The organism is Kyrpidia spormannii, from assembly GCF_002804065.1.
Classification (GTDB): Bacteria; Bacillota; Bacilli; order Kyrpidiales; family Kyrpidiaceae; genus Kyrpidia; species Kyrpidia spormannii.
The window spans coordinates 2,039,974-2,064,731 of sequence record NZ_CP024955.1 but is presented as its reverse complement, the minus strand read 5'-3'; the positions used below and the strand labels follow the sequence as shown (position 1 = coordinate 2,064,731).

23 protein-coding genes are annotated in these 24,758 nt (G+C 57.3%); 19 read left to right on the top strand and 4 right to left on the bottom strand.

What is annotated here, in order from left to right; translation table 11 throughout:
* The first annotated feature begins 56 nt into the window (after positions 1–56).
* Positions 57–2,783 (top strand): bifunctional acetate--CoA ligase family protein/GNAT family N-acetyltransferase, encoded by a 2,727-nt coding sequence (locus CVV65_RS10465; RefSeq protein WP_232796589.1) that lies wholly within the window; start codon positions 57–59, stop codon positions 2,781–2,783.
* Here CVV65_RS10465 and CVV65_RS10460 read toward each other — a convergent pair whose 3' ends face one another.
* Positions 2,784–3,056 carry an acylphosphatase gene (locus CVV65_RS10460; RefSeq protein WP_100668079.1) on the bottom strand — a complete coding sequence of 91 codons (273 nt, stop codon included), beginning with the start codon at positions 3,054–3,056 and terminating at the stop codon, positions 2,784–2,786.
* Positions 3,057–3,178: 122 nt separating this feature from the next.
* Between CVV65_RS10460 and CVV65_RS10455 the strand changes: the two genes are divergently transcribed.
* The 5 genes from CVV65_RS10455 to CVV65_RS10435 all read left to right on the top strand — a co-directional run bounded on the left by CVV65_RS10455 (position 3,179) and on the right by CVV65_RS10435 (position 8,375).
* Positions 3,179–3,709, top strand: coding sequence for a DUF421 domain-containing protein (locus CVV65_RS10455; RefSeq protein ID WP_232796588.1), 531 nt, complete (start codon positions 3,179–3,181; stop codon positions 3,707–3,709).
* A gap of 711 nt (positions 3,710–4,420) precedes the next feature.
* Complete coding sequence (gene qoxA, locus CVV65_RS10450; protein WP_331250466.1) at positions 4,421–5,359, top strand: cytochrome aa3 quinol oxidase subunit II; 939 nt, start codon at positions 4,421–4,423, stop codon at positions 5,357–5,359.
* Positions 5,360–5,380: 21 nt separating this feature from the next.
* Entirely contained in the window at positions 5,381–7,351 is a 1,971-nt protein-coding gene (locus tag CVV65_RS10445; protein WP_100668077.1) for a cbb3-type cytochrome c oxidase subunit I, read from the top strand.
* 3 nt (positions 7,352–7,354) lie between these two features.
* Positions 7,355–8,017 carry a cytochrome (ubi)quinol oxidase subunit III gene (locus tag CVV65_RS10440; RefSeq protein ID WP_100668076.1) on the top strand — a complete coding sequence of 221 codons (663 nt, stop codon included), beginning with the start codon at positions 7,355–7,357 and terminating at the stop codon, positions 8,015–8,017.
* Position 8,018: 1 nt separating this feature from the next.
* Positions 8,019–8,375 carry a cytochrome o ubiquinol oxidase subunit IV gene (locus CVV65_RS10435; RefSeq protein ID WP_100668075.1) on the top strand — a complete coding sequence of 119 codons (357 nt, stop codon included), beginning with the start codon at positions 8,019–8,021 and terminating at the stop codon, positions 8,373–8,375.
* A gap of 49 nt (positions 8,376–8,424) precedes the next feature.
* On the opposite strand, the gene CVV65_RS10430 is transcribed toward CVV65_RS10435, so the two are convergent.
* Both CVV65_RS10430 and CVV65_RS10425 read right to left on the bottom strand, forming a co-directional pair.
* Positions 8,425–10,020: a GMC family oxidoreductase gene (locus CVV65_RS10430; protein ID WP_100668074.1), complete on the bottom strand. Its 1,596-nt coding sequence runs from the start codon at positions 10,018–10,020 to the stop codon at positions 8,425–8,427.
* Positions 10,021–10,053: 33 nt separating this feature from the next.
* Positions 10,054–10,491 carry a gluconate 2-dehydrogenase subunit 3 family protein gene (locus CVV65_RS10425; protein WP_157935474.1) on the bottom strand — a complete coding sequence of 146 codons (438 nt, stop codon included), beginning with the start codon at positions 10,489–10,491 and terminating at the stop codon, positions 10,054–10,056.
* Positions 10,492–10,748: 257 nt separating this feature from the next.
* Here CVV65_RS10425 and CVV65_RS10420 point away from each other — a divergent pair, with 257 nt between their 5' ends.
* The 5 genes from CVV65_RS10420 to CVV65_RS10400 all read left to right on the top strand — a co-directional run bounded on the left by CVV65_RS10420 (position 10,749) and on the right by CVV65_RS10400 (position 15,879).
* Positions 10,749–11,576 carry an inositol monophosphatase family protein gene (locus CVV65_RS10420; RefSeq protein ID WP_100669410.1) on the top strand — a complete coding sequence of 276 codons (828 nt, stop codon included), beginning with the start codon at positions 10,749–10,751 and terminating at the stop codon, positions 11,574–11,576.
* 76 nt (positions 11,577–11,652) lie between these two features.
* Entirely contained in the window at positions 11,653–12,459 is an 807-nt protein-coding gene (locus CVV65_RS10415; RefSeq protein WP_100668072.1) for a patatin-like phospholipase family protein, read from the top strand.
* A 28-nt stretch (positions 12,460–12,487) separates the two neighbouring features.
* Positions 12,488–13,531: an endolytic transglycosylase MltG gene (gene mltG / locus CVV65_RS10410; RefSeq protein WP_100668071.1), complete on the top strand. Its 1,044-nt coding sequence runs from the start codon at positions 12,488–12,490 to the stop codon at positions 13,529–13,531.
* A 116-nt stretch (positions 13,532–13,647) separates the two neighbouring features.
* A complete protein-coding gene (udk, locus tag CVV65_RS10405) occupies positions 13,648–14,310 on the top strand; it encodes a uridine kinase (protein ID WP_100669408.1) in 663 nt (220 codons plus the stop codon).
* A gap of 51 nt (positions 14,311–14,361) precedes the next feature.
* Positions 14,362–15,879, top strand: coding sequence for a PIG-L deacetylase family protein (locus tag CVV65_RS10400; RefSeq protein ID WP_100668070.1), 1,518 nt, complete (start codon positions 14,362–14,364; stop codon positions 15,877–15,879).
* A gap of 100 nt (positions 15,880–15,979) precedes the next feature.
* Here the strand turns inward: CVV65_RS10400 and yhfH are convergent, their stop codons facing one another.
* Entirely contained in the window at positions 15,980–16,117 is a 138-nt protein-coding gene (yhfH, locus tag CVV65_RS10395; RefSeq protein WP_100668069.1) for a protein YhfH, read from the bottom strand.
* A 910-nt stretch (positions 16,118–17,027) separates the two neighbouring features.
* Here yhfH and CVV65_RS10390 point away from each other — a divergent pair.
* The 8 genes from CVV65_RS10390 (at position 17,028) to CVV65_RS10350 (ending at position 24,748) form a co-directional block, all read left to right on the top strand.
* Positions 17,028–17,696 carry a GntR family transcriptional regulator gene (locus tag CVV65_RS10390; protein WP_232796586.1) on the top strand — a complete coding sequence of 223 codons (669 nt, stop codon included), beginning with the start codon at positions 17,028–17,030 and terminating at the stop codon, positions 17,694–17,696.
* A 410-nt stretch (positions 17,697–18,106) separates the two neighbouring features.
* Positions 18,107–18,580, top strand: coding sequence for a flavin reductase family protein (locus CVV65_RS10385; protein WP_100668068.1), 474 nt, complete (start codon positions 18,107–18,109; stop codon positions 18,578–18,580).
* Between the two features lie 168 nt (positions 18,581–18,748).
* The gene (locus CVV65_RS10375) at positions 18,749–20,302 is read left to right on the top strand and encodes a 4-hydroxyphenylacetate 3-hydroxylase family protein (protein WP_100668066.1); all 1,554 of its coding nucleotides are present in this window, start codon (positions 18,749–18,751) and stop codon (positions 20,300–20,302) included.
* A gap of 43 nt (positions 20,303–20,345) precedes the next feature.
* Positions 20,346–21,251: a catechol 2,3-dioxygenase gene (locus CVV65_RS10370; RefSeq protein ID WP_198591996.1), complete on the top strand. Its 906-nt coding sequence runs from the start codon at positions 20,346–20,348 to the stop codon at positions 21,249–21,251.
* A gap of 23 nt (positions 21,252–21,274) precedes the next feature.
* Positions 21,275–21,559, top strand: coding sequence for a 2Fe-2S iron-sulfur cluster-binding protein (locus CVV65_RS10365; protein WP_133121281.1), 285 nt, complete (start codon positions 21,275–21,277; stop codon positions 21,557–21,559).
* A 60-nt stretch (positions 21,560–21,619) separates the two neighbouring features.
* Positions 21,620–23,056: an aldehyde dehydrogenase gene (locus tag CVV65_RS10360; protein ID WP_100668064.1), complete on the top strand. Its 1,437-nt coding sequence runs from the start codon at positions 21,620–21,622 to the stop codon at positions 23,054–23,056.
* 13 nt (positions 23,057–23,069) lie between these two features.
* On the top strand, positions 23,070–23,867 hold the full coding sequence (locus CVV65_RS10355) for a 2-keto-4-pentenoate hydratase (protein ID WP_100668063.1): 798 nt from the start codon (positions 23,070–23,072) through the stop codon (positions 23,865–23,867).
* Positions 23,864–24,748, top strand: coding sequence for an acetaldehyde dehydrogenase (acetylating) (locus CVV65_RS10350; RefSeq protein WP_100668062.1), 885 nt, complete (start codon positions 23,864–23,866; stop codon positions 24,746–24,748). Before CVV65_RS10355 ends, CVV65_RS10350 begins: the two co-directional genes overlap by 4 nt.
* Positions 24,749–24,758: the final 10 nt, after the last annotated feature.

Genomic DNA, 24,758 nt, shown 5'->3' with positions numbered 1-24,758 from the left:
GTTACATAGGGATGGCGAAAGACGGGTGGACGACAAGCCGAAAGGGTGGGATACGGATGGCGAAGGACGATGGCATGCGGGCGGGGTCAAGGGCTGAATATGTGGAACCGCTTATACCCCAGGATGCTCCGGGGGCAGGCCGGGTGATCCTCCGGGATGGCCGGACGGCCCTACTCCGGTCGGTGGACGGGATGGATGACAGATTACGGGCGTTTGTGCGCCGGGAGACGGGCGATGTCCGATTGCAGCGGCTGTTCGGCGTCGAAGATGGGGCCGACGGGTCCGGGGCACGGACCCTTCTCGGGGTCTTTCAGGGGGACAGGGATGAGCACGGTCTCATCGCTGTGGGAGGGTGGTTTCAGTCCGCCCCCTCGAAGCCGTCGGCAGAGGTGGGGTTTTTGGTCCGGAAAGACAAGCGGGGGCTGGGTCTTGGCACGATCTTGCTGGAACAGCTGGCGCTGATGGCGCTTCGGCGGGGCCTGGACTTTTTCACTGCGACGGTGGACCCGAACAATCGCGAGATGCTGCAGGTGTTTCAAGACAGCGGGTTTGAAATCAAGATGGAGGAAAAAGGTGCTCCACTGCGCCTGGGTTTTGCCATTCGCCCGAACCGCCGCAGTGTGGAAGGGGCAGAGAGGCGGGAGCGAATCGCCACCGTCGCATCCCTTCGGCCCTTTTTTCAACCCAAGAGCGTCGCGGTGATCGGTGCTTCGAGGAATCCGGACGCCATCGGGAGGCGGATCTTTGAGTATCTGTTGATGAATCGTTTTGAAGGCCCGGTTTATCCCGTCAATCCCTCCGCCAGGGTCGTCGGCTCAGTGCCGGCCTACCCATCGGTGTCGGCACTTCCGGAGAAGGTGGATCTGGCGGTGATTGCGGTCCCCCGAGATGCGGTGATCCCCACTGTTGAAGAGTGCGGGCGGGCAGGGGTTCGGGCGGTGGTGGTCATCACAGCGGGATTCGCCGAAACGGGAGCCGAGGGTCGGGCCATGCAGGCTCAGTTGATCGAAACGGCCCGGGGTTATGGGATGCGGGTCGTGGGGCCTAATTGCCTCGGGCTCTTGAACGCAGATCCGAAGATTCGCTTGAACGCCAGTTTCTCGCCGATTTTCCCACCCTATGGTCCGGTGTCCATGTCTTCTCAAAGCGGAGCTTTGGGGATCGCCATTTTGCAATATGCGGCGGAGATGGGACTCGGCATGTCGAATTTTGTCAGTGTGGGGAACAAAGCGGACGTTTCAGGGAATGATCTTCTGGAGTATTGGGAAGAGGATCCGAACACCGGGTTGATCCTTCTGTACCTGGAGTCCTTTGGCAACCCCCGCCGGTTCTCCCGGATCGCCCGGCGGGTGGGACGGAAAAAGCCAGTGCTCGTGGTGAAAAGCGGGCGGACGGAAGTGGGGCACCGGGCGGCGGGGTCGCACACGGCGGCTTTGGCGGCGAACGAGACGATGGTGGACGCCCTATTCGAACAAGCCGGGGTGATCCGAGCGGACACTTTGGAAGAGATGTTCGACATCGCGGCATTGCTAGCGTACCAGCCGCTGCCTGCCGGGAAACGGATCGCGGTGGTCACGAACGCCGGAGGGCCGGGAATTTTGGCGGCCGACGTTCTGGCGGGCATGGGGTTAAGCCTACCCGAAACCTCTCCGGAGTTGCAGAAGAGGTTGGGCGAGGTGCTGCCAGCCACGGCGAGCCGCAGGAATCCCATCGACATGATTGCCTCGGCCACGGCGGACCAGTATCGACGAGTCCTCGAAGAAATCCTGGCCAGTCCCGAATACGATGCGGTCATTGTGATTTTCCTTCCTGTGGGACTGACCCCAACGGAAGAGGTCGCCCAGAACATCACCGATGCCCTGGGAACGATGCGTGACCGAGGGATTTCAAAACCTGTGGCCACGGTGCTCATGGGGCAGGGAGTGCCCGCGGCCCTCCGGGTCGGGGACATGTTGATCCCGAATTATCGCTTCCCCGAGGGTGCCGCCCGGGCTCTGGCCCGGGCCTACCGATACGCGGTGTGGCGCGCTACCCCGGAGGGAATCATTCCTGATTTTGATGATCTCGATGTTGACCGGGCCCGGGCGTTGATCAAAGAACAACTGGCTGCTGGTGCCAGTTGGCTGGACCCCGGGACGATGGCCGAACTTTTCACCTGTTTCGGCCTGCCCTGGGCCGGGGGCCGGGTGGCGGCAACGCCGGAAGAGGCGGCGGGGCTGGCTCGGGAGATCGGCTTTCCAGTCGTGGTGAAAATGGTCTCTCGCACGCTCCTCCATAAATCGGAATGGGGCGGGGTGGTGCTTGGACTGACGGACGGGGAGGCCGTCCGTGCCGCCTGCCAGGGTATCCGTGAGCGGCTTGCCCAGGCCGGAAGGGAGAATGAGTTGGACGGGTTCCTGGTGCAGCCGATGATTCAGGGTGGGGTGGAACTGATGGTGGGGGTGACCACCGATCCCCAGTTCGGCCCGCTGATCGCTTTCGGTCTCGGAGGGATTTACGTCGAAGTGCTTCGGGATGTGGTGTTTCGGGTCACGCCCCTGACAGATCGCGGGGCCAGGGAGATGGTCCGGGGCATCCGGGGCTATCGGCTGCTTGAAGGTTACCGGGGTCATGCCGCAGCCGATATTCCGGCGGTGGAGGACCTGCTCCTCCGCCTGTCCCGCATGGTGGAGGAGCTGCCCGAAGTGGTGGAGCTCGACCTCAACCCGGTGATGGCCCTGGAGCCCGGCCGGGGGTGCCGAATTGTGGACGCCCGGGTGCGGGTCGCCCGGGCCAGTCGGTAATCATCGCCGAATGGTGAACGTTTGATCGGTCAAGGGCACATCCAGGGACCTGATTTCCACGAGGTCCACCCGGGATCCGGGTGGGCCTTTTTTGACGGCGCGGACAAAGGCTTCCATAGCCTCCGCAGAACCCGCGGCGTTGATTTCCACGGTGCCCTCGGGATGATTTCGCACCCATCTGCGGATGTTGAGGTTGGCGGCCTGTCTCGCGGTGTAGGCGCGAAACCCCACGCCCTGGACTTTGCCATGGACCACGAGGTGTTGGTGAATCATCCGTATGACCCTCCCTACCTCAAATTTTCGGGGTGCCGGTGATAACGACGGTTCGGAATTCTTTCCCAAATCCTCCTCTGATCTTATAATACAGGTACGCGCTTTGGAAGGGGAGAGGCGGCATGCAAATGCTGTTAAGCCACCTATGGGCGGCGGTGGGTGATGGGTGGACGATCCTTTTTACGGCCATCCGGGTCACCGTGGTGTATGTTGTGCTCCTGGGTGTCCTCCGCTGGATGGGGCGACGTCTTCTCGGGCAGATGACCCCCTTTGATCTGGTGACTCTCCTTCTGCTGTCCAACGCTGTACAAAATGCGATGATCGGCCCGGATAATTCGCTGGTCGGCGGCCTCCTCGGGGCATTGATTCTGTTGGTCTGGAACCGGGTGATCAGCCGCCGGACGAAGCTTCGGCGGTTTTTTGAAGGGGCCCCCGTTGTGTTGATCACCCGGGGCCGGGTGGTAGAGGAACATCTTCGCCGGGAAGGGATCGATCTGGAGGAGCTTCTTGCGGCCTTGAGGGAGCACGGGGTGGACCGGATCGACGCTGTGGATGCGGCTGTTTTGGAGATGGACGGCACCATCTCGGTTATCCCGCAAAGTTCGCCGACGATCCACCGGTTGCGCAAGGTGCGTTCCAGTCGCAATCGGTAGGTGAAGATAGATTTCGCAGCTTCATTTTCAACAGGGACTTGACACGGTATCCCTTTTACTTTAGGCGGTGGAAAACGGTATCCGGGAAGGGGTGATTCGAGGGGGGAACGCCGATGTCGCTGAGCCAATCCATTTGGGCCAGTCTTCACGGGTTGACGTCGCTGTTGTTGGTTTTCCCAGGTTTTGGATAGCAATCTCAGGAAGCTTTGATCGACTATGATATTAATGCTTTGATGGCCGGAGTTGTCGTCTCGTCTTGAAGGACTTTTTGTTTGGTTTCATGTGAACAGTGTTAAGTTCGGGAGAAGGGGGCCCGTGAAAATGTTGGCGGGGATTCTGCTGGACCTGCTGCCGATTACCGCTGCCGTTCTGGTACGGCCCTCGCTACTTGTTGCAATCCTTGTGACGGGAAGAATGTAGAACATATCTTGCATTGTCAAAGAAACTGTCAAAATCCCAGGGTGTTTGTTCCTGGGATTGTTTTTTTGTCAAACTTAAGGAGTTCAAGGACAATGAATGAACATTTATAGACAAGTATGGGGAGAAAAGGTGAATACTCCGCGAAGAAATGTTGAACAAGCGAACAACACGCATGGCAAAGTGATATCGTTTCTAACAAACGGCGATGCCGCCGAATTGTCGGCTCGGGGAGCCGAAGGTGGCGGCGGCCGGGGATCGAGACTGAGAAGGGGGGATGCCGCATTGAAGCCGGTGAGTGCCGGACACAAGTCGTTGCTTCTCGTGGTGGGCGCGGCGGCCGCCCTTTTTCTGTCCGGATGCAGTCCGAACTACCTCGTGTTAAATCCTGCGGGGCCGGTGGGGCGGGAGGAGATGCATTTGATCGTTCTCTCCACCGTCCTGGTGTTGGCGGTTGTCATTCCCGTGTTCGTTCTGCTCGCTTTTATTGTGTGGCGTTACCGGGATCGCCCCGGAAACCCGGCGGCCTATCGACCCGAGTGGTCGGAGAGCCGGATTCTTGAAATCGTTTGGTGGGGAATTCCCATCATCATCGTCGGCGTTCTTGGTTTTTACACGGCGAAAACTACCTTTGCGCTGACCGAGCCACCTGAATCCAGCACCCAGCCGTTGACGATTCAGGTGACATCGTTGAACTGGAAATGGCTGTTCCAGTATCCGGGCCAGGGGGTTGCCACGGTCAACTATTGTGAGATTCCCGTCGGCGTGCCGGTTCAATTCGAGTTGACCGCAGATTCTCCCATGAACTCCTTCTGGGTGCCACAACTCGGGGGGCAAGAGTACGCCATGCCGGGAATGGCCATGCGCCTGTGGCTGCAAGCGGACAAACCGGGCACGTACTACGGACACGGCGCGAATTTCACGGGAGAGGGATTTGCCCATATGGGCTTTAACGTCGTGGCCGTCTCGCAAAAGGATTTTGATCAATGGGTGAGCAAGGCCAAATCCACCGGCCAGGCCCTGACCGAGGCCGGGTACCAGCAGTTGAAGAAACCCGGAGTCATGGGGACGGCGACCTATTCGTCTTATCCACCGGGGTTGTTTCACGACACGGTATGGACCAATGGCGGACGCTATGATCCAAAAATGGCCGGAATGGGCGGAACCGACGGGCGGGCAGGGATGATGCCGAAGGGGGCCGCTTCGATGCCGGGGACAGGTGCACCAAAATGATGGCGGAGGGGGTGTAGAACAGTGTCGGAGACCCTGCGTAATTTTGCCAATACGTACCTGATGTGGAACGAGGGTCCCCTCATCTGGGGATCGGACGTTTTGATTCTCTTGACGATCATCGGGATCGTCGGGGTTTTGACCTATTTTAAGAAGTGGCGATGGCTGTGGGACGAATGGTTGACCACCGTGGACCACAAGCGCATCGGGATCATGTATCTGATCGCCGCGCTACTGATGTTGTTCCGGGGCGGGGTGGACGCGGAACTTCTTCGCACCCAGCTGGCGATTCCGGGAAATCATTTCTTGGATGCTGCGCATTACGATCAAATCTTTACAACTCATGGCACGATCATGATATTGTTCATGGCCATGCCGTTCATTTTTGCTCTCTTTAACATTGTGGTGCCCCTGCAGATCGGGGCCCGGGACGTGGCATTCCCGTATTTGAATGCCGTCAGCTTCTGGCTGTTTTTCTTCGGCGCGCTTCTGTTCAACATCTCCTTTGTGTTCGGCGGTTCGCCGGATGCTGGCTGGGTGAGCTATCCACCCCTTTCAGAATTGGGGTTTGACCCCGGGCCAGGAGAGAACTATTACTTATTGGGCATCCAAATATCTGGAATTGGCAGTATTGCCACGGGGATTAACTTCCTGGCCACGATTTTGAAAATGCGCGCACCGGGAATGAGTCTCATGCGCATGCCCTTGTTTACCTGGTCGGTCCTCGGGGCGTGTATCATGATCATTTTCGCTTTCCCGGCCCTGACGGTGGCCCTGGCGCTGCTCCTTTTGGACCGGGTGGCGGGAACCCACTTTTTCACGATGTTGCACGGCGGGAATCCGGCGATGTTCGTCAACCTGTTCTGGATCTGGGGCCACCCCGAGGTGTACATCGTGGTGCTGCCGGCTTTCGGGGTGTTTTCTGAAGTGGTGGCCACCTTTGCCCGAAAGCGGATTTTCGGGTATGCCTCGATGGTGTCGTCCCTGATTCTGATTAGTGTCATCAGCTATTTCGTGTGGGTTCACCACTTCTTCACCATGGGAGCGGGCCCGGACGTGAATACCTTCTTTGCCATTGCCTCGATGGCGGTGGGGATCCCGACAGGGGTGAAGGTGTTTAACTGGCTGTTTACGATGTGGCGGGGGAGAATCCGCTTGTCACTGCCCATGATGTGGACCCTGGCCTTCATTCCGACCTTTGCCATCGGCGGGGCGACGGGGGTGATGCTGGCCGTAGCTCCGGCGGACTACCAGTATCACAATAGCTACTTCCTCATCGCCCATTTTCACCAGACGCTGATCGGCGGGGTGGTGTTCGGAATGCTCGCGGGGATGTACTACTGGTGGCCGAAGATGTTTGGCTTCAAGTTGGATGAGCGGTTGGGCCGTTGGGCGTTCTGGTTTTTCAATATCGGATTTTACATCTGCTTTATGCCCCAGTACGCCCTGGGTCTGATGGGCATGCAGCGCCGTATGTACGTCTATCCGGCAGACATGGGCTGGAACACCTTGAATCTGGTGTCGACCATCGGGGCGTATCTCATGGGAATTGGGTTTCTCTTCATCGTGGCCCAGGTGGTGTACAGCATTCGGCACGGGGAGCGGGATTTGACCGGGGATCCGTGGGACGGACGGACGTTGGAATGGTCGTTGCCCTCTCCGGCGCCGCACTATAACTTTGCCGTGATTCCCGTTGTCACCGATCGGGATATGTGGTGGATCCTGAAGCGTGAAGGCCGGGAGGAGGAGTTGATGCCGAGGCCCGAGGAGGTCAAGGACATCCACATGCCCAAGAATTCCGGGGTGCCGTTTTTGATGGGTGTCTGCTTCTTTGTCGGGGGCTTCGGGGTTGTGTTCAATTGGTGGTGGCTGGCGGTGGCCGGTTTGGCCGGGGTGCTCCTGTCTCTGTTGTCGCGTTCGTTCCAGTACGAGGAAGAGTATTCGCTGCCCGCCGAAAAGGTGATTGAGACCGAAATCTCATTGGGGAGGCTGTAAGCCATGGCAGTGGTGGAACGCGAACTGAAGCGGGTGGCCGGGCGAGCCCATCAAGAAGGTCCTCTCCAGGAGGATGCCGGGCGGGGCCCGCTGGAGTATCGAGATCCCCACCAAGCGGTGAAGATCTTCGGGTTCTGGCTGTTTCTCGCCACGGATATGCTGCTGTTCGCCTGTCTATTTGCCACCTATCTCGTGCTCCGGACGCACACGGACGGCGGCCCGACAGCCTGGGAGTTGTTCGACATTCCCGGGTTCACGGCGGAAACCTTTCTCCTGCTCACCAGCAGCTTTACCGGGGGCTTGGCGACGCTGGCCATGCGCCGGGATCGCCGGAATCAAGTTCTCGGGTGGCTGGCGGTGACGATGGCCCTGGGCCTTGGGTTCCTGGGCCTCGAGATCAAAGAGTTCGCCGCCGATGTGGCGGTTGGGGCCACCATGCAGCGGAGCGGATTCTTGTCGGCGTTTTTTACCCTGGTGGGGACCCACGGGGCTCACGTGACCTATGGCATTCTGTGGATGCTGATGGTTTTCATCCAAGTGGCCCGTCGGGGATTGACCATGCAAACGGCCCGCAAGGTGTTCACGGTTAACTTGTATTGGCATTTTCTCGACGTGGTGTGGGTGTTCATTTTCACCGTGGTCTATCTTTTCGGGGTGGTGATGTGACGTGGCGACACATGAGACGGGGGCAGCATCGGGGAGCGGAGCGGCCCCCCGGCATGCCCATTCGGGGGACGGCCACTCCGCGGGCAAATACGTCCTGGGTTATGTGGCGTCCCTGGTGCTGACGGCCATTGCCTTCGGGCTGGCCTTCACCCATACCCTGACGCCGAGTCCGCTGGTGTTGGTCCTTTTGGTGCTGGCGGGATTTCAGATTCTGGTGCAACTTTTCTTCTTTATGCACGTGACGGAAGGAAATGGGCCGGCCTTTCATTCGGTGGCCATCCTGCTCGGGTTTGTGTTCACTTTCGCTGTGGTGCTGATGTCGATGTGGATCATGACTTTCAGTTCCCAAGTCGCTTAATCGGGGGTGGGCCAGACGGCACCGAGCGGCGCGTCTGGCCCACGCTTTTTTACAGTTCGTCTTCCATCATCAACTCGATGATGTGACGGGCCTGGCGAATCGCTAAGGCACTGATGGTCAAAGTCGGATTTTCTGCAGCGCTGGTGGTAAAAACGCTGCCGTCTGCAATAAAGAGGTTTTTCACTTCGTGCGCCTGGCCGTATTCGTTGACGACAGATTCGTTCGGGTCTGTACCCATCCGGCATGTGCCCAGGTTGTGGGTGGCGGGATACGGAGGTGTGTCGAATACTTTGTACGCTCCTGCCGCGGTGTATAGCTCCCGGGCTTTCTCCCACGCGAATTGTCGCATTGCTTGGTCATTGGGGTGGTCGTTGTAGGTCACGACGGGGATGGGCATGCCGAATTGGTCCTTCTGATAGGGATGAAGGGTGACCCGGTTGTCGGGCTGGGGCATATCTTCCCCCACAATCCATAGGCCGGCCATATGGGTGTATTGCTCCATCAGCTCTGCCAATTCCTTTCCCCACAGCGCCCGCCGGTCTTTTGTGGAGGTCAAAGGCCCGGGCTGTACAAAAACCGATGTAAAGGACGGTCCCAGCATGATCGTTTCGAAATGGAATCCCCCGACGAAGCCCCTCCCCGATGGGTCGTTTGATGCAAAATCATCAATGAGGCCCATCATGGTGATCCCTTTATAGGCGTGCACAGGCTTGGGGAACAGAGCATAAGAAGATGCAGTCACGTGGCGCATATAATAGCGCCCGACGGTGCCGCTGCCGTTGGCAAGACCGTTGGGAAACTTTCCGGATACTGAGTTGAGGAGCAATCGCGGGGTTTGGATGCTGTTGCAGGCGACGACGACGGCTCTGGTTTTCTGTCTGACCAGCTGTCCGTCGCTTTGTGCATAGATGACTCCGTCGACCAGTCCGTTCGAATCCACGGTGATGGAAAGAGCTTGACAGTTTGATCGCAAATCCAGCCAGCCGGTGGCTTCCGCTTTTGGAATGGCTTCATACAGACTGCTCCATTTTGCTTGGTTGCGACATCCCTGAAAACAGTAACCTCGTTGGGTGCATGCCCCGCGCCCATCATAAGGCTCCGTATTGATGGCGATATAACCTGGGCGTGCATGGAGTCCAATTCGCTCGGCCCCTCGTTTCATGACCAAGTAGTTGGTGTTTCCAGGTGGGAGTGGCAATACCCGACCCGCCACGCCCATCACTTTTTCGGCTTCTTCATAAAAGGGCAACAGGTCACTGTAGTCGATTGGCCAGTCCCGCAGATCGGCGCCGGGAATGTCTCCGTAGGTTGTCCTTGCCCGGAATTCATGGGGTTGGAAGCGAAGTGCGGCTCCCGCCCAGTGGGTGGTGGTGCCCCCGACGGTTTTGCAAATCCAGGTGGCCATCCCCGTTGCATCGTTTCCTTCTGTCACGACAGGGTCCAGCCATGAAAGTTTGTAAAACATCGCCCACTCATCTTCTTCAAAATCTTTGTCCGGGTCGAGTCGAGGTCCGGCTTCCAGGGCAACCACTTTCACGCCCTTCAGGCACAATTCTCGGATGACATTGCCACCCCCGGCTCCGGTCCCAATCACCACGACATCGGCCGGTTCGTCGTAAGGAACCCGCAATGGCGCACGCGCCATGTGATCATCCCCCTTTAAAGTTGCCTATCGTCGTTAGTCCCACGGCAAGTGATCAAACCCTTTGTTGAGGTAGCCAGCTCCATCCCGTTGCTCCAAGCCGGGATAACCGATCACTTCCCATACAGCATGGCGATTATAAAAGTCGGAAATTGTTGCGTTGATTAGGTTTTGGAAAAAAGGGGTATCTTCGATTCCGCGCAGTAGCGTGTCTTGTTGGTCAGGTTCAAGGTCAGAAAAGGCTTGACCGAACGTTTTCTGCGAGTGAAGGTTCAACTCCCGGAGTTTGGACCTCACCTCTTGTCTGAGGAAAACTTGGTCAACGAGCCGGGCGTCGTAGGACTGGGCCGTCAGCCAAATTGCTTCAATCAAGGTGGGATGCGTGTGGGGGACAATTCGCCGCATGACGGCTACCAACGTGAGAGCTTCTTCAGGAGTCAGCGCTTGAAACGCAATCGACTGTAGGCTTTCCATTAAGAACCCCCATTTCATTAGTTTTATTCGATTTATTCCGTTTATACTATATAATTCTATTCCCTGTGAGTCAATCACAAAAAAGCCCCCGGCTCGCGGGGTGTGGGACAGCGTTGGCCGCCCCTGGAGGGTGTGGCTTTCAGTCTTGGTGAATCGCCGGCCTCTTTGTTAGGATAAAGGAAGAGTGGTTCCGCGTGCTGAACGGGTGTGCAGGGAACCAACCGCCTCGGTGGGCGTTCGGAAAGGATGAGAGGAACATGGCAACGAGGGATTTGACAGTGGTGCTTCAAGTCGCCGAGCGGGCGGCGGAGGCGGCCGGGGAGTTGATCCGGGAGTGGTCCGGCCGGCCGGAGGTGGTCGATACGAAAAGCGGGCCGCACGATTTTGTGACCGAGGTGGATCGGCGGTGCGAAAGTGTCATTCGGGAAACTATTCGGGACGCGTTTCCGGATGATTTTATCCTCGGGGAAGAAACGGTGGCGCAATATGGAGGCGCAGAAGTTGTCCTGGGAGCCGAGCATGAAGATCTGTGGGTGGTGGATCCCATCGACGGCACGACCAATTTTGTCGCGGGGATCCCCTTTTGTTCTGTGTCCATAGCCTATGCGCACCGGGGCATCCTCGAGGTGGGGATGGTCTATCACCCGTACCTGAAGGAACAATTTAGTGCGGTCCGGAGCGGCGGGGCCTTTTTGAACGGCCGACCGATCCGAGTTTCATCCGCCTCGACCCTGTCCGAGAGCGTCCTCGGGACCGGTTTTCCTTCAGGAGAACACGCCCGGGCGGTGAACACCAAGGGGATGGTGGACCTGGCCCCTCGGTGTCGAAACATCCGGACGCTGGGGTCCGCCGCTTTGCATTTGGCATACGTGGCTTGTGGCCGACTGACCGGGTTCTGGGAGACTCATCTAAACCCTTGGGACATGGCAGCGGGGGCCCTGCTTGTCCAGGAAGCGGGTGGCCAAGTCACAGATATCGAAGGGCGCCCATATACATTAGAGGTCAGGCACGTGGTGGGCACAAACGGCCTCATTCACGGCGAACTTCTCGGCCGGTTAAAAGGGGCCATGGCGGCGGAAATTTAGAGGTCCAAGTCGAAAAGTACGATGGGAAGGTACAATAATCATAAAGAGAGAGACGGGCCGCGAAGGAGGGATGAAGGTGACGATCGGATTGGCGCTAGGGGGCGGGGCGGTTCGAGGGCTTGCCCATATCGGCGTGTTCAAGGTACTGAAACGTTGCGGGATCCCGGTGGATTTTATCGCCGGCACCAGCATCGGGGGAGCGGTGGGCGGCCTTGTGGCGGCGGGGATCGATATCGAAGAAATCGAGGATTTTATCCTGTCCCGGCGGTGGTACCGGCTGGTGGACGTCGGGGTGGGAAAAGGCGGGATTTTGTCGGGAAATCGGCTTCGGGGCGCCCTGGTGGAACTCATGAAGCAAAAAGGGCTCGATAACATGCGCATCGAGCAGCTGCCCATACCCTTCCGGGCTGTGTCAGTGGATTTGGTTACCGGGAAACCCTTTGTATGGGAGCGGGGGAGGCTGATTCTCGCCATCCGGGCCACCACGTCGATCCCGGGGATTTTCGCACCGGTGGCGTATAAGGGCATGGTGTTGGTGGACGGAGGAGTTTTGAACAACCTGCCGGCGGATTTGGTGCGCCAGGCGGGGGTGGACCGGGTGGTCGCCGTGGATGTGGAGCGGGAGCACGAGGCCCGGGAGCCGCGAAACATGCTGGAGGTGCTGTACCGCTCGTACACGATCATGTCCGTCGCTTTGCGCCGGTCGAATCTCCGCTACGCCGACTTGGTGCTTCGTCCCGAGGTGGGGCGGATCCTGGCTCTTGACGTCACGAAAATGAAAGAATGCGTGGATGCGGGGGAACAGGAGGCGGAACGCCACATTGAGGAGATCCGGAGTTGGGTTTCGCACCCCCTTTGTCCCAGTCGGCCGAGCCCGGTATAATTGGGATGGCAGATGAGAGGACGGGAGGGTGAGACGGTTGATCCGACCCGCCGTAAAAAAGGCGCTGGCGGCCGCCATTGCGGTGTTGATCATCGCTGCGGGTGTTGGCGGTTGGGCCTGGTTTCGGCCAACGGCCGTGGGAGCCCCGGTGGTGGTGGTCATTCGTCCGGGGTCGTCAGTGGGCGATATCGCCGATGAGTTGCAGCGGGCCGGACTCGTACGTCATGCGTCGGCATTCCAGGTTTACGTATGGGGCAGGCGATTGGCCCCGCAGTTGAAAGCTGGGCGGTATCAGTTTGTCCCCGGGACAAGCATTCCGGCCTTGGCCTGGGCCATTGCTCAAGGCAAAGTGAGCCCGGATGTGGTACGGGTCACGATTCCTGAGGGATTCACCGTTGAACAAATCGCCGATCTTTTACAAGCCCAGGGGGTTTGTTCAAAGGCGGATTTTCTGCGGGAAATGGACCACGGTCAGTTCAAGGGGGAGATTCTCGCTTCCATCCCCAAAGGGGCACCGATGAAACATCGGCTGGAAGGGTATGTGTTTCCCGATACGTATTTTTGGGAAAAGCACAGCCAGGCACATCAGGTGATTCAGGATATGATTGACAACCTGGCCGCTCACATCCCCCAGGACTGGATTCGTACGGCTGAGGCCCGGGGGGAGAGTTGGCACGCGGTAATGACGGTGGCTTCGATGGTGGAGAGGGAAGCGAAAGTCCCGGCGGAGCGCCCACAGATAGCCGGAGTGATTTATAATCGTTTGCGCAGCCGGCCACCGATGCCTTTACAGGTGGATGCGACGGTGGAGTATGCGGTGGGTTATAAACGGGCATTGACCTACCAAGATCTCCGGGTCGACAGTCCGTTCAACACCTACATCCATACGGGATTGCCTCCAGGTCCTATCGCGAATCCGGGATTAGATTCGATCAAAGCCGCCGTTTTCCCGGCGAAAAACGATTACTATTACTATGTTGCAAAAGGGGATGGATCCGGGGAGCATTATTTTGCTCGGACCTATGCGGAACACCTTCAGAATGAGGAGAAGGCCCAGGGATCTTCGCCGTAGCCCGGGGACCGGCAAAGCGAGGGCGTAGGATGAAAAAAGAGTCGTACATGTCTTCACATCCGGGAACGAGGGAGGGAACGAAGACAAGGGAGCAGCGCCGGCCCGGGGGAGCGGAGGTGCGGTCACCGGGCACTGGACCGAAGCGGAGGCGCCCGGTGCTGATCGGGATCGCCGGGGGAACCGGATCGGGGAAATCGACGGTGGCCCGGGCCATTTCCCGGCATATCCACCGAAGAAACTTGGCCATCGTCGAACAAGACGCGTATTATCGCGATCAAAGTCATTTGCCATTAGAAGAGCGCAAGCGGGTAAACTACGACCATCCGGACGCCTTCGACAGCGACCTGCTGTACGACCACGTTTGCAAACTTTTGCGGAGGCAGCCCATCGAGAAACCCGTGTATTCCTTTGAGCAACACGTTCGCCTCCCGGAGACGGTTCATGTGGAAGCCCGGGACGTCATTGTACTGGAGGGGATCCTGGTACTGGACGATAAACGGCTGCGGGATCTGATGGATATTAAGATCTATGTGGACACCGATCCCGACGTCCGGGTGATTCGGCGCATCTTACGGGATGTTCGTTATCGTGGACGAACCATTGAGGCGGTCATCCATCAGTATCTGACGGTGGTGCGCCCCATGCATCTGGAGTTTGTCGAGCCGACGAAGCGGTATGCCGATCTGATTATCCCAGAAGGCGGTCGGAATCAGGTGGCGGTGGACATTCTCGTCGCCAAGATTCGCTCCATGATCGGCAGGACCGATTCCCGGTGTTAATCGTGGGTCAGATGGGCGACGGTATTCATCCTTGGGTCGGAGGAGTTGTCGGTGGCTTTGCGACTCGCGAGAGCCCGGCGGTGGGCGATGTTGGCCATCCTGGGGCTTGTTGTTCTGGCGTTGTTTGGATTTGGATTCATCTGGCTCACCCCTTATTGGATTGATCTCGTTCGTCCGGCACCCATGCCCCCCGCCGTGGACGAAAGGGATTTCGGTGATCGGGTTTTGTACATATCACCGCATCCGGACGATGAGTCCCTGGGCGGAGGAGGGCTGATCCAACGGCTGGTCGCCCAGGGAAAGCAGGTTTTTGTCGTCTTCATGACGGTGGGGGACGGATACCGGCGGGCTGCCGAAGAAGCGTTTCATGTATTCCCCGCCAGGCCCGCGGACCTGCGGCGCTTGGGAGCCCTTCGTCACGGCGAGGCTTTGGCGGCCCTCGGTCGGCTGGGGGTGCCCGCGGAGAATGTCGTATTCTTTGGCTTCCCGGACGGGGGCCTTTCGCCGATGTGGGAGGCTCATTGGTCTGACGATGACCCGGTCCGGGGACCCAATGGCGCCACCCGGGTGCCGTATCCTTTTGCCTATCAATCCGATCGACCGTACAGTGGCAGCGCGGCGGTGGCGGAATTGGAGGCGGTGTTGAAACAGTTTCAGCCCACGGATGTGATATACCCAGATCCCTTTGATCAGCATCCGGACCACCTGGCAACCTCGGCGTTTGTGGTGTACACTCTCGCCAAGCTACAGCAGGATGTGAGGGAATGGACGTATCTCGTCCATCGGGGCGATTACCCGGTGCCCTGGACTTATGAGCCAAAATGGTTTTTGTTACCGCCCGGCCCCTTGGTTGCCGTCGGGGTGCACTGGTTGGCTTTCCCCCTTCGCGGCGAGGAGGAGGCGGGCAAATATGCCGCCATCTCGCAGCACGTTTCTCAGGTGCGGACCATCGGCCCTTTTTTGCGGGCTTTCGTGCGGCGTAATGACCTGTTCGGCCGAATCGACACGCCGGTTCTCCGATCTGTGGCGGGTTTTGACCCGATGGGGGCCGCCCGGTCCGGTGCGGCGGCAGGCGCGCCAAGGGAGCACACCTGGAGTTTCATTGGCTCTGGCGGATCCGGAAACCGGGCTGAACCAGCCCCCTTGGCGCCTTATACTGTGGTGCTCGATGCGGTGGGGGATACGCTTCAACGGGAGTGGGAGGGATCGGCAGATCTTCGGGCGGTGGCATCGGTGCGCAGCGGTGGCCGCTGGTACATCGGCATCCAGACCCGGAGGCGGATTGATTCGGCTGTCTCTTACGAGCTTCACCTGCGTCTCTTCCAAAAGGTGGGGGTGAGGCGGGTCGATCTTGCTGTGCGGGGCGGGGTGCCCACGGTTCTGCCCGGATCTGCTCCGTCGGATGCGATTCCCCCCGGTGTCATGATTCGCGGAGACGTGTTGTGGCTTTCGTTTCCGGATGCGTGGCTCGCGGACACCGGAAGTTGGATGGTGGAGGTGCAGACCCGGGTGGCCGGCCACCAGGTGGACAGCTCTCCCTGGCGCATCATTCGTTTATCTCCCAAATGATTCTGCAGCTGTCCAAGAGTTCTCCAAAAAAAGTCGCCCGGTTGCACAAGGGGTGCCCGGGCGATGTTACGTTTCTCCGAGGTGATTGACCATAGATTTTTTATTCTTGGGCCTGCACTTCGTTGATGCAGTGCTCACACTCGGTGGCATAGGATTCGCATTGTTCTTCAAATTCTTTCCCACAGACGGTACACTGTTTTTTTGGGATTTTCGTATAAAATTCCATCACCGCGATCATCGTGGTCCCCTCCGGTCGTTCTCTGTTGTTGACTGTAGTATAACACCGACCGGGATATTCGTAAAGTGTAGTACAACAGAAAAACCCGCCCAAATCTGTGACGATTCTGTGGCAAAGAGGGGCCCGATGGCGGACTTTATGATGTTGTTCTACTGTGGAGAATGGGGAAAGGGGGCTGAGACGAATTTTGCCGCATAGGAACAATTGCCGCCCGGTTGTGGCGTTTCCCTCCGACCGTCTTTTGGCCCAGAGATAGGTTCAGGAATTTGCCAAGAGGTCTATCTTGACGGATGGCTCATGAAGAAGATGGATGATGTTCACATTCGGAAAGGAGAAGAGCAGTTTGGAGTTCGTGGGCGGAGGGAACTCGCGTCATTTACTGCGCCCGGACCAAAAGCATCTCTCAAGGAGAAACGTTTGGACAGAACTGCACGAGAAGTCGAAAAACAAACACCGCTGCCATCCCCCTGGGTCCAGCTGCCGAACCTGGAGAAATCGCCCGTGTTTCCGCCTCGCGTGCCACTTCGTTCGTCAAAGGAGCGTCGTGGTGTAATCGACGGGGGAGGGGAGATCCGGGGCGGAGGCAGTTTGTTTTATCCAGAAGACCGCCTGTCTCCGAGCCATTCCGAATTCCTGGCCGCGGGGCCGTTCGATGAGGCACTCGTATGCCGGATACCGCCCCTTCCTCCATACAAAGGTTTATGACGATCATATTGTAGGGCTGTGCGTTCTTCGATAGTATTATAAAAGTAACTCAGCGACGAAGCGGGAAGGATTCCGATGTTCTCCACGGAGTGCTTGCCGGAGATCGGTTTTTGTCAAAGTATCTCGCGAGAGCTTTCTGCCCGGCATGGGTTTGACCGACATCGGGAACGGGCGATTTTCTAAAGTGAGGGTAAACGAAGTGAGAATGCCGACAACGCGTACGGAATGGGTATATGAACAACTGAAAGAGGCGATGATGGCGGGGAAACTCCCCCCGGGGGAACGCCTAGTGGTGGATCAATTGGCGAAAGATCTTGGAACCAGTTCGATCCCGGTCCGGGAAGCCATTCGTCGACTGGAGGCGGAGGGCTGGGTGGAGAATACCCCCTTTGTCGGTGCAAGGGTGGCTCCTGTACGGGTTGAGGAATTTTCCGAGCTTTTTACGATTCGTCTAGCTCTGGAGCCCATTCTTGCCCGCACCGCCGTTCGCGGGGTGACCGATGAAGATATTGGCCGATTGGAGCAATTGGTCGACGGCATGGATGAAGCGATTGAACAGAACGATGCGGCCGAGTTCAGCCGTCTGAACTATGAGTTTCATCGTTCCCTTTATGAACTCTCTCCGTGGAAAGAACTGTTTCGTATCGTAATGGGCGTATGGGAACGCTGTGCACGCTCCCGATGGGTGTTTATTCATAACCCGGCGTCTATGCACACGTCTCAGCAAGAACACCGGGCCATGATCCAAGCGCTGCGGAATCGCGACGAAGATGCACTCGAACGGTTGACGAGGTTGCAAAAAGAAAGGTCCATGAGCGGCTATATGTCGTTTGTACAGGAGATGGCTCACCAGTCGGATGCCATCAAAACCTAGGTGTCGCTCCCCGTTCCCGTGATGGACCGCTGTTCGAATGTTTGTCCCGTTCGTTCCCGTCCCTTGCTTCGGTTTGGATCCGCCTAGCCCGGCGCCGGTTATCATCCAGATGACCGGTGTCGGGCTTTTTTTGATGAGCGCGGGATTTCGGCTGCCCTCCCCGACAGTTTCCGCCACGGTCCGCCCTCATAGATGAACCTCTGCGTCGGTTTCTCTTCAGGTATGCGTTACGAAAAATGAAGAAAAGAGCGGTAAACCGTAGAAATGAAAAGCGATCAAGAGATATTGAAAAAATATGATCTGTTAAGCCGGTTGAAAGTAAGCGATAGAAACAGAATAATAAGGGTTGTTCAATCATATATCATATATGATATATGATTGAACAGGGCCTGAGAATATGGGGGGAGACGATGGATACAAGGGAATTGCGGTACTGTTTTGGACGATTTGCCACGGGTGTGACGGTGGTTACATATGAGTTCGGCGGGGAACCTCACGGAATTACGGTCAACTCCTTCACGTCGGTGTCTTTGGAGCCGCCGTTGCTGTTGGTGTCCATCGCTCGACAGGCCAAAGCTTGCAGTCGGCTGGACGGTGCCCCTTTTGTGGTCAATGTTCTTGCCTCCCACCAACGTGCGGTGGCGATGAATTTTGCGGGCAGACCCCAACAAGACGCTTCGTTTGCCTGGGAGAGGGGGGAGCGGGCTCCGAGGTTGTCCCCGGTTCTTGCATGGATGGAGTGTGTTCCATGGCGCAGGTACGATGGGGGAGACCACGTTCTGTACGTCGGGGAGATCGTGGGGTTCGATTATTGCGAGGATTCACCGTTAATCTTTTTCACCGGGAATTTTGGGATTCCAGCTGCCGCCGGAGAGAGGGGGTAAGGTGTGCAGCCAGGGGCGCCGCCGCAGCAAAAACGGAGACGTTGTGGAGGGGGAGCTCGTCGCGATGTCCGGAATTCCGGGTGGAGGTGATGGCAGAAAGGCACAAAACCAAAAAACTGATGGGATAGGGGAAGAAAGACACTCAGATATGGAAGGGGAAATGATCCAATGGCAGTTCATGCAACTTTGAGTCGCCCCATGACCGGACAGGAGTATCTGGAGAGTCTGCGCGACGGCCGGGAAGTTTGGATTTATGGAGAACGCGTCAAGGATGTAACCACCCATCCCGCGTTTCGCAACTCGGCAAGAATGCTCGCGCGGATGTATGATGTCCTTCATGATCCCAAGTATCAGGATGTCCTTCTGACCGACACCGACACGGGCAACGGAGGAAAGACGCACCCGTTTTTCAAAGCTCCCAAAAGTGCCCAGGATCTGGTTGCGGCCCGGGATGCCATTATGGCTTGGCAACGAATCAGCTATGGATGGATGGGACGCAGTCCGGACTATAAAGCGAGTTTTCTGGGGACTTTGGGTGCCAATTCCGAATTCTACAAACCATTTGACGAGAATGCGAAAGCGTGGTACAAGCGCGCCCAGGAACAGGTACTGTTTCTGAACCATGCGATCGTGAATCCTCCGGTGGACCGAAACAAGCCTCCACATGAAGTGGGCGACGTGTTTATGCACGTGACAAAAGAAACGGATGGCGGTATATACGTCAGCGGCGCCAAAGTGGTGGCAACCGGATCCGCTCTGACCCACGCAAACTTTATGGCACCTTATGGAACACTGCCGGTTCAGAAAGAAGAGTTTGCCCTGACGGTTATCGTTCCCATGGACACCCCGGGAGTGAAGTTGTTGTGCCGTCCCTCGTACGAGTACACAGCCGCCGTGATGGGCAGTCCCTTCGATTATCCGTTGTCGAGCCGTTTGGACGAGAATGATGCCGTGCTGGTTTTCGACAATGTTTTCGTCCCATGGGAAAACGTGTTCATTTATCGCGACGTGGAGAAAGCGAACCAGTTTGTTCCGATGTCGGGGTTTGTCCCGCGCTTTACGTTCCACGGCTGCACTCGACTTGTCGTAAAACTCGAACTCATTGCCGGGTTGCTCATGAAGGCGCTTGAGTCAACCGGAGCAAAAGATTTTCGCGGTGTGCAGGCCCGGCTGGGCGAGGTGATCGCCTGGAGACACCTGTTTTACTCGATTACCGAGGCCATGGCCCACGCTCCCGTTCCGTGGATTGGAGAATATGTCAATCCGGACGTTCGCCATGGACAAGCCTATCGCGTCTTTGCCCCCATGGCCTATCCCCGTATCAAAGAGATTGTCGAAACGGATGTGGCCAGTGCCTTGGTATACATGAATTCCAATGCGGTGGATTTCAAAACCCCCGAGATTCGTCCTTATCTGGACAAGTATCTGCGGGGATCAAACGGGCATGACGCCGTTTCCAAGATGAAGGTGATGAAAGCGCTCTGGGATGCCGTGGGAAGCGAATTCGGCAGCCGTCATGAGCTTTATGAGCGAAACTATGCCGGAAATTACGAGAACATTCGCTTGGAAACCTTGCTGTTTGCCCAATCCATGCAGGATGTGGACAAATATGTCGGACTCGCCGAGACGATGATGGGTGAGTACGATTTGGATGGCTGGACGGTGGAGGACCTCATCAATCCGGACGATGTCAACATTCATCTTCAGAAATTGAAGAAATAGGGATATTAACAAATCTGTGGACATATCGAAAGGAGAGATCATTATGGGTGTCATGCGCCTCGGAAGAGTCGAGGTACGGGTCACCGATTTCAAACAAAGCATCGACTATTATAGCAATGTCATGGGATTGCAATTGATGGCTCAAGAGAACGGAAGGGCTTATTTCAAAGCTTGGGACGAGGACGATCATCACAGCCTGATTCTTGTGGAGGCGGATCATCCCGGACTGGTGCACGTGGGCTTCAAGGTGCGTAGGGAAGAAGAATTGGATCGCTTCGAGAAAGCGTTGGAAGAGTACGGAGTGCGCGTGGGCCGGGTGTCGAAAGGAGAACGACTGGCGGAAGGGCAGGCGATTCGATTCACCCTTCCGACCGGTCAAGTCATGGAATTATACCATGAAATTGAACGTCCTGGCAACGGTTTAAAACTGAACCCGGATCCTTATCCCGCGAATTTAAAGGGCATTGCCCCGCCGCATCTGGATCATCTGTTGATTTCCGGCGACGATGTCAAAGGAACCACCGATCTTTTGATGAATGTGTTGGATTTTCATATGAGCGAGCAAGTCATCCTGCAAGAAGAATTAACGGCCACATTTCTGTTTCGCACCAACACCACCCACGATATCGCGGTGATCAAGGGGCCGGACGCCAAGCTGCACCATTTCGCCTTTGCCTTGAACAGTTGGGATGATGTTTTGAGAGCCGGTGACTGGCTGGCCCGAAATAATATCGCCCATGATGAAGGCCCAACCCGCCACGGGGTAACCCGGGGCTTGACGATCTATTTCTTCGATCCGTCCGGGAACCGCAATGAGGTGTTCTCCGGCGGGTATGCACCCGGGCCCGACTTTATTCCGGTCACGTGGACGGAAGAACGGTTTTTCACCAGAGGAATTTTTTATCACCGAGGGGAAAGCAACGAGCGGTTCAGCACGGTGTTCACTTGATCCTGACAGGGTTGGGGTGCGGGATGAAACCCAGGTATCGTGTGATGGTGTCCGATCAGCAAACGGAGTACACGTGCCGACAGGATGAGAACCTATTGTCCGAGGCTTTGAATCAGGGCATCCGTGCGATCAAGCGCGGTTGCCTCGGAGGCGGATGCGGTTTCTGCAAGGTGCGTGTCGAAAGCGGCCGATATGAACTTGGAAAATGTTCTGTGAAGGTGCTCACCCCCGAAGAGAAAGAGCGCGGATATGTCCTGGCGTGCCGAACCAAGCCGTTGTCGGATTTGATGATACGTATCGAGAAATAGATTTCCGTCTTCCGGGACAAAGTCCCGGAAGACGGAAAAAAAGAACGAGGGATGAGAGGAATGGAAGTGTTACGCCACTTTATTGACGGAGAGTTTGTCGAGTCCAAAGACGGCAGGCGATTTCAAAACATCAATCCAGCCACGGAGGAAGTCATTGCCGAGGTGGCGGAAGGAGGGAGAGATGAGATCGACCGTGCGGTGTCCGCCGCGCGGAGAGCTTTTAAAGAATGGGGGCGCACGCCGGTGGCCCGACGTTCGGAGATCCTGCATCGGATTGCCGATCTGATCGAGGAAAGGGCGGAGGAGCTCGCGAGGCTCGAGACCCTGGATACCGGTAAGCCCCTTCAACTTTCCAGGACTCTGGATATACCCCGAGCGGCGTATAACTTCCGGTTTTTCGCGGATTTTGTCAAAGGCCTCGGCACCGAAGCGTTTCAGATGGACGATGTGGCGCTCAACTATGCGTTGCGCAGGCCGGTCGGGGTGGCCGGCTTAATTTCTCCCTGGAATGCTCCTTTGTTTTTGTTGACATGGAAAGTGGCACCATGTTTGGCGGCGGGCAACACGTGTGTGATCAAGCCGGCGGAGTTGACGCCCACGACCGCGACCAGATTGGCGGAGATCTGTCAGGAGGCGGGATTGCCCGACGGAGTGCTCAATGTGGTGCACGGATTTGGGCCCGATGCGGCTGGATCGGCACTGACCGAACACCCGAATGTGGACTTGGTTTCTCTGACAGGGGAAACCGCTACGGGAAAGGCGGTGATGCGTGCGGCCGCTTCCAATCTCAAAAAATTGTCCTTTGAACTGGGGGGGAAAAACCCCAACATCATCTTCGCCGACGCGGACCTGGAGGATGTGGTGGAAACGACGATCCGCTCAAGTTTTGCCAATCAGGGGGAACTGTGTTTGTGCGGGTCGCGGGTATACGTGGAGCGTCCTCTCTATGATGAGTTCCTGCGGCGCATGACGGATCGAATCGCCTCCCTGACCGTGGGAGATCCCATGGATACGGGGACGGATGTGGGGGCATTGATCAGCCAAGAACACCTCCTGCGCGTGGAAGGGTTTATCGAGCGGGCCGTCGCGGACGGGGGGCGAATTCTCATTGGCGGCGGCCGGCCGGCTCATCTGAAACGCGGGTATTACCTGGAGCCCACTGTGATCGTGGACGTGGATCGCTATTGTGAGATTGTCCGCCACGAAGTTTTTGGGCCGGTCATCACGGTTCAACCCTTCGATTCCGAGGAAGAAGTGATCGAACAAACGAACGACACCGATTATGGGCTGTCCGCGACGATTTGGACAACGAATCTCAAGCGGGCCCATCGGGTGGCCGCCCAGATCGAGGCGGGAGTCATCTGGATCAATACTTGGTTTTTGCGGGATCTCCGAACACCTTTCGGTGGAATGAAGCAAAGCGGGATCGGCAGGGAGGGCGGAGTACACAGTTTTGAATTCTTTACGGAATTGACCAATGTGTGTGTAAAGCTGTGAGGAGGACAAAAGGGTGCACCCGGAGAGAGTAGAAAAATGGGCAAAAAGGCTGCTGTTGGCAGAACAGGATCGCTCCCCGATCCCACCGCTGACCGAACAGGAACCCGGAGTCACCGTTGAAGAAGCGTATCAGATTCAACTGGCGCTTATTCATCGTAAGCTTGCCGCGGGAGATGGGATCGTCGGGCACAAAATCGGCCTCACCAGCCGTCCCATGCAGGAAATGATGGGGGTCAGGGAGCCGGATTACGGTCACCTGCTGAAGTCGATGCAATATCCCTCGGGAGTGCCGGTGAAGCACCCGCTCCTGCAGCCGCGGGTTGAGGCCGAGATTGCCTTTGTCTTGAAAAAAGAACTAAAGGGGCCCGGTCTTGGCCTCCATGACGTGCTGCAGGCGACAGAGTATGTGGTGCCCGCTATCGAAATTGTCGACAGCCGCATCGAGAACTGGCGGATTCGGCTTCCTGATACGGTGGCGGACAACGCTTCGTCCGGCTGTTTTGTCTTGGGAAACCGGCCCACCCGGGTGACCGACGCGGGGTTGGAACGGGTGGGGATGGTTCTGTATGAAAACGGCGAAATGGTGCAGACGGGTACCGGTGCGGCGGTGCTGGGACACCCGGCGATTGGGGTTGCCTGGCTGGCCAACAAATTGGCGGAATTCGGAACGATTCTTCAGCCCGGACACGTGGTGTTGTCAGGTGCGATCAGTGCGGCGGTCACCGTGAAGGCGGGAGCGTGGTACACCGCGTCCTTTGGGCGACTGGGTTTCGTGGACACACAAGTTTTGACACGGGAGGCTGCTGAATGAAAAAGGCAACGGCTGCAATTGTCGGGTCGGGAAATATCGGCACAGACCTGATGTTCAAACTCATGCGCAGCAAATGGATCGAACCACGATGGATGATCGGAATCGACCCGGAATCGGAAGGGCTGAGGCGGGCCCATCAATTGGGTCTGGAGACGTCGGCGGACGGATTGAAAGCGGCGCTGGAGCGCGGGGTGCGGCCGGATCTCGTGTTTGATGCCACCAGCGCAAAAGCTCATGTCAGACATTCGAAGTGGTTGCGGGAAGCACAAATCCAGACGATTGATCTGACTCCGGCCGCCGTGGGACCGTATGTGATCGCGGCTGTGAACCTGGGGGAACACCTGGATGCCCCGAACGTGAACATGGTCACCTGCGGCGGTCAGGCCACGGTTCCGATGGTCCGAGCCGTGAGTCGTGTGGTCGGGGTGTCTTATGCGGAAATCGTGGCCACGGTGGCCAGCAAGAGCGCCGGTCCGGGAACGCGGCAGAACATTGACGAGTTTACCCAGACGACGGCGAGAGCGTTAGAGGTGATCGGGCAAGCCCGTAAAGGGAAAGCCATTGTCATTCTGAACCCGGCGGAGCCGCCGATTCTGATGCGCGACACGGTCTCTTGCCTGATTGATGAGACGGGAAGCCACATCCACGAAGCCATCGACCGGTCCATCCGGGAAATGGTGGCACATGTCCAGACCTTTGTTCCTGGGTATCGGTTGAACCGGGAGCCGATTTACCGCGACCGTGTGGTCAGCATCTCGATCGAGGTGGAAGGATTGGGTGATTTTCTGCCGGTGTATGCCGGAAACCTCGACATCATGACGGCGGCCGCCACCAAGGTGGGCGAAGAGTTTGCAAAAAACCGATCAATGGTGCAACGGTAAGGGGGACGAA

Bases quoted from the DNA above. Each gene is read 5' to 3' on its own strand.
- yhfH (WP_100668069.1), bottom strand. From the start codon at position 16,117: ATGATCGCGGTGATGGAATTTTATACGAAAATCCCAAAAAAACAGTGT.
- CVV65_RS10420 (WP_100669410.1), top strand. From the start codon at position 10,749: ATGGCAACGAGGGATTTGACAGTGGTGCTTCAAGTCGCCGAGCGGGCG.
- CVV65_RS10425 (WP_157935474.1), bottom strand. From the start codon at position 10,491: ATGGAAAGCCTACAGTCGATTGCGTTTCAAGCGCTGACTCCTGAAGAA.
- CVV65_RS10385 (WP_100668068.1), top strand. From the start codon at position 18,107: ATGGATACAAGGGAATTGCGGTACTGTTTTGGACGATTTGCCACGGGT.
- CVV65_RS10440 (WP_100668076.1), top strand. From the start codon at position 7,355: ATGGCAGTGGTGGAACGCGAACTGAAGCGGGTGGCCGGGCGAGCCCAT.
- CVV65_RS10430 (WP_100668074.1), bottom strand. From the start codon at position 10,020: ATGGCGCGTGCGCCATTGCGGGTTCCTTACGACGAACCGGCCGATGTC.
- CVV65_RS10370 (WP_198591996.1), top strand. From the start codon at position 20,346: ATGGGTGTCATGCGCCTCGGAAGAGTCGAGGTACGGGTCACCGATTTC.
- CVV65_RS10350 (WP_100668062.1), top strand. From the start codon at position 23,864: ATGAAAAAGGCAACGGCTGCAATTGTCGGGTCGGGAAATATCGGCACA.
- CVV65_RS10360 (WP_100668064.1), top strand. From the start codon at position 21,620: ATGGAAGTGTTACGCCACTTTATTGACGGAGAGTTTGTCGAGTCCAAA.
- CVV65_RS10455 (WP_232796588.1), top strand. From the start codon at position 3,179: ATGCAAATGCTGTTAAGCCACCTATGGGCGGCGGTGGGTGATGGGTGG.
- CVV65_RS10465 (WP_232796589.1), top strand. From the start codon at position 57: ATGGCGAAGGACGATGGCATGCGGGCGGGGTCAAGGGCTGAATATGTG.
- CVV65_RS10390 (WP_232796586.1), top strand. From the start codon at position 17,028: ATGCCGACAACGCGTACGGAATGGGTATATGAACAACTGAAAGAGGCG.
- CVV65_RS10375 (WP_100668066.1), top strand. From the start codon at position 18,749: ATGGCAGTTCATGCAACTTTGAGTCGCCCCATGACCGGACAGGAGTAT.
- CVV65_RS10365 (WP_133121281.1), top strand. From the start codon at position 21,275: ATGAAACCCAGGTATCGTGTGATGGTGTCCGATCAGCAAACGGAGTAC.
- CVV65_RS10460 (WP_100668079.1), bottom strand. From the start codon at position 3,056: ATGATTCACCAACACCTCGTGGTCCATGGCAAAGTCCAGGGCGTGGGG.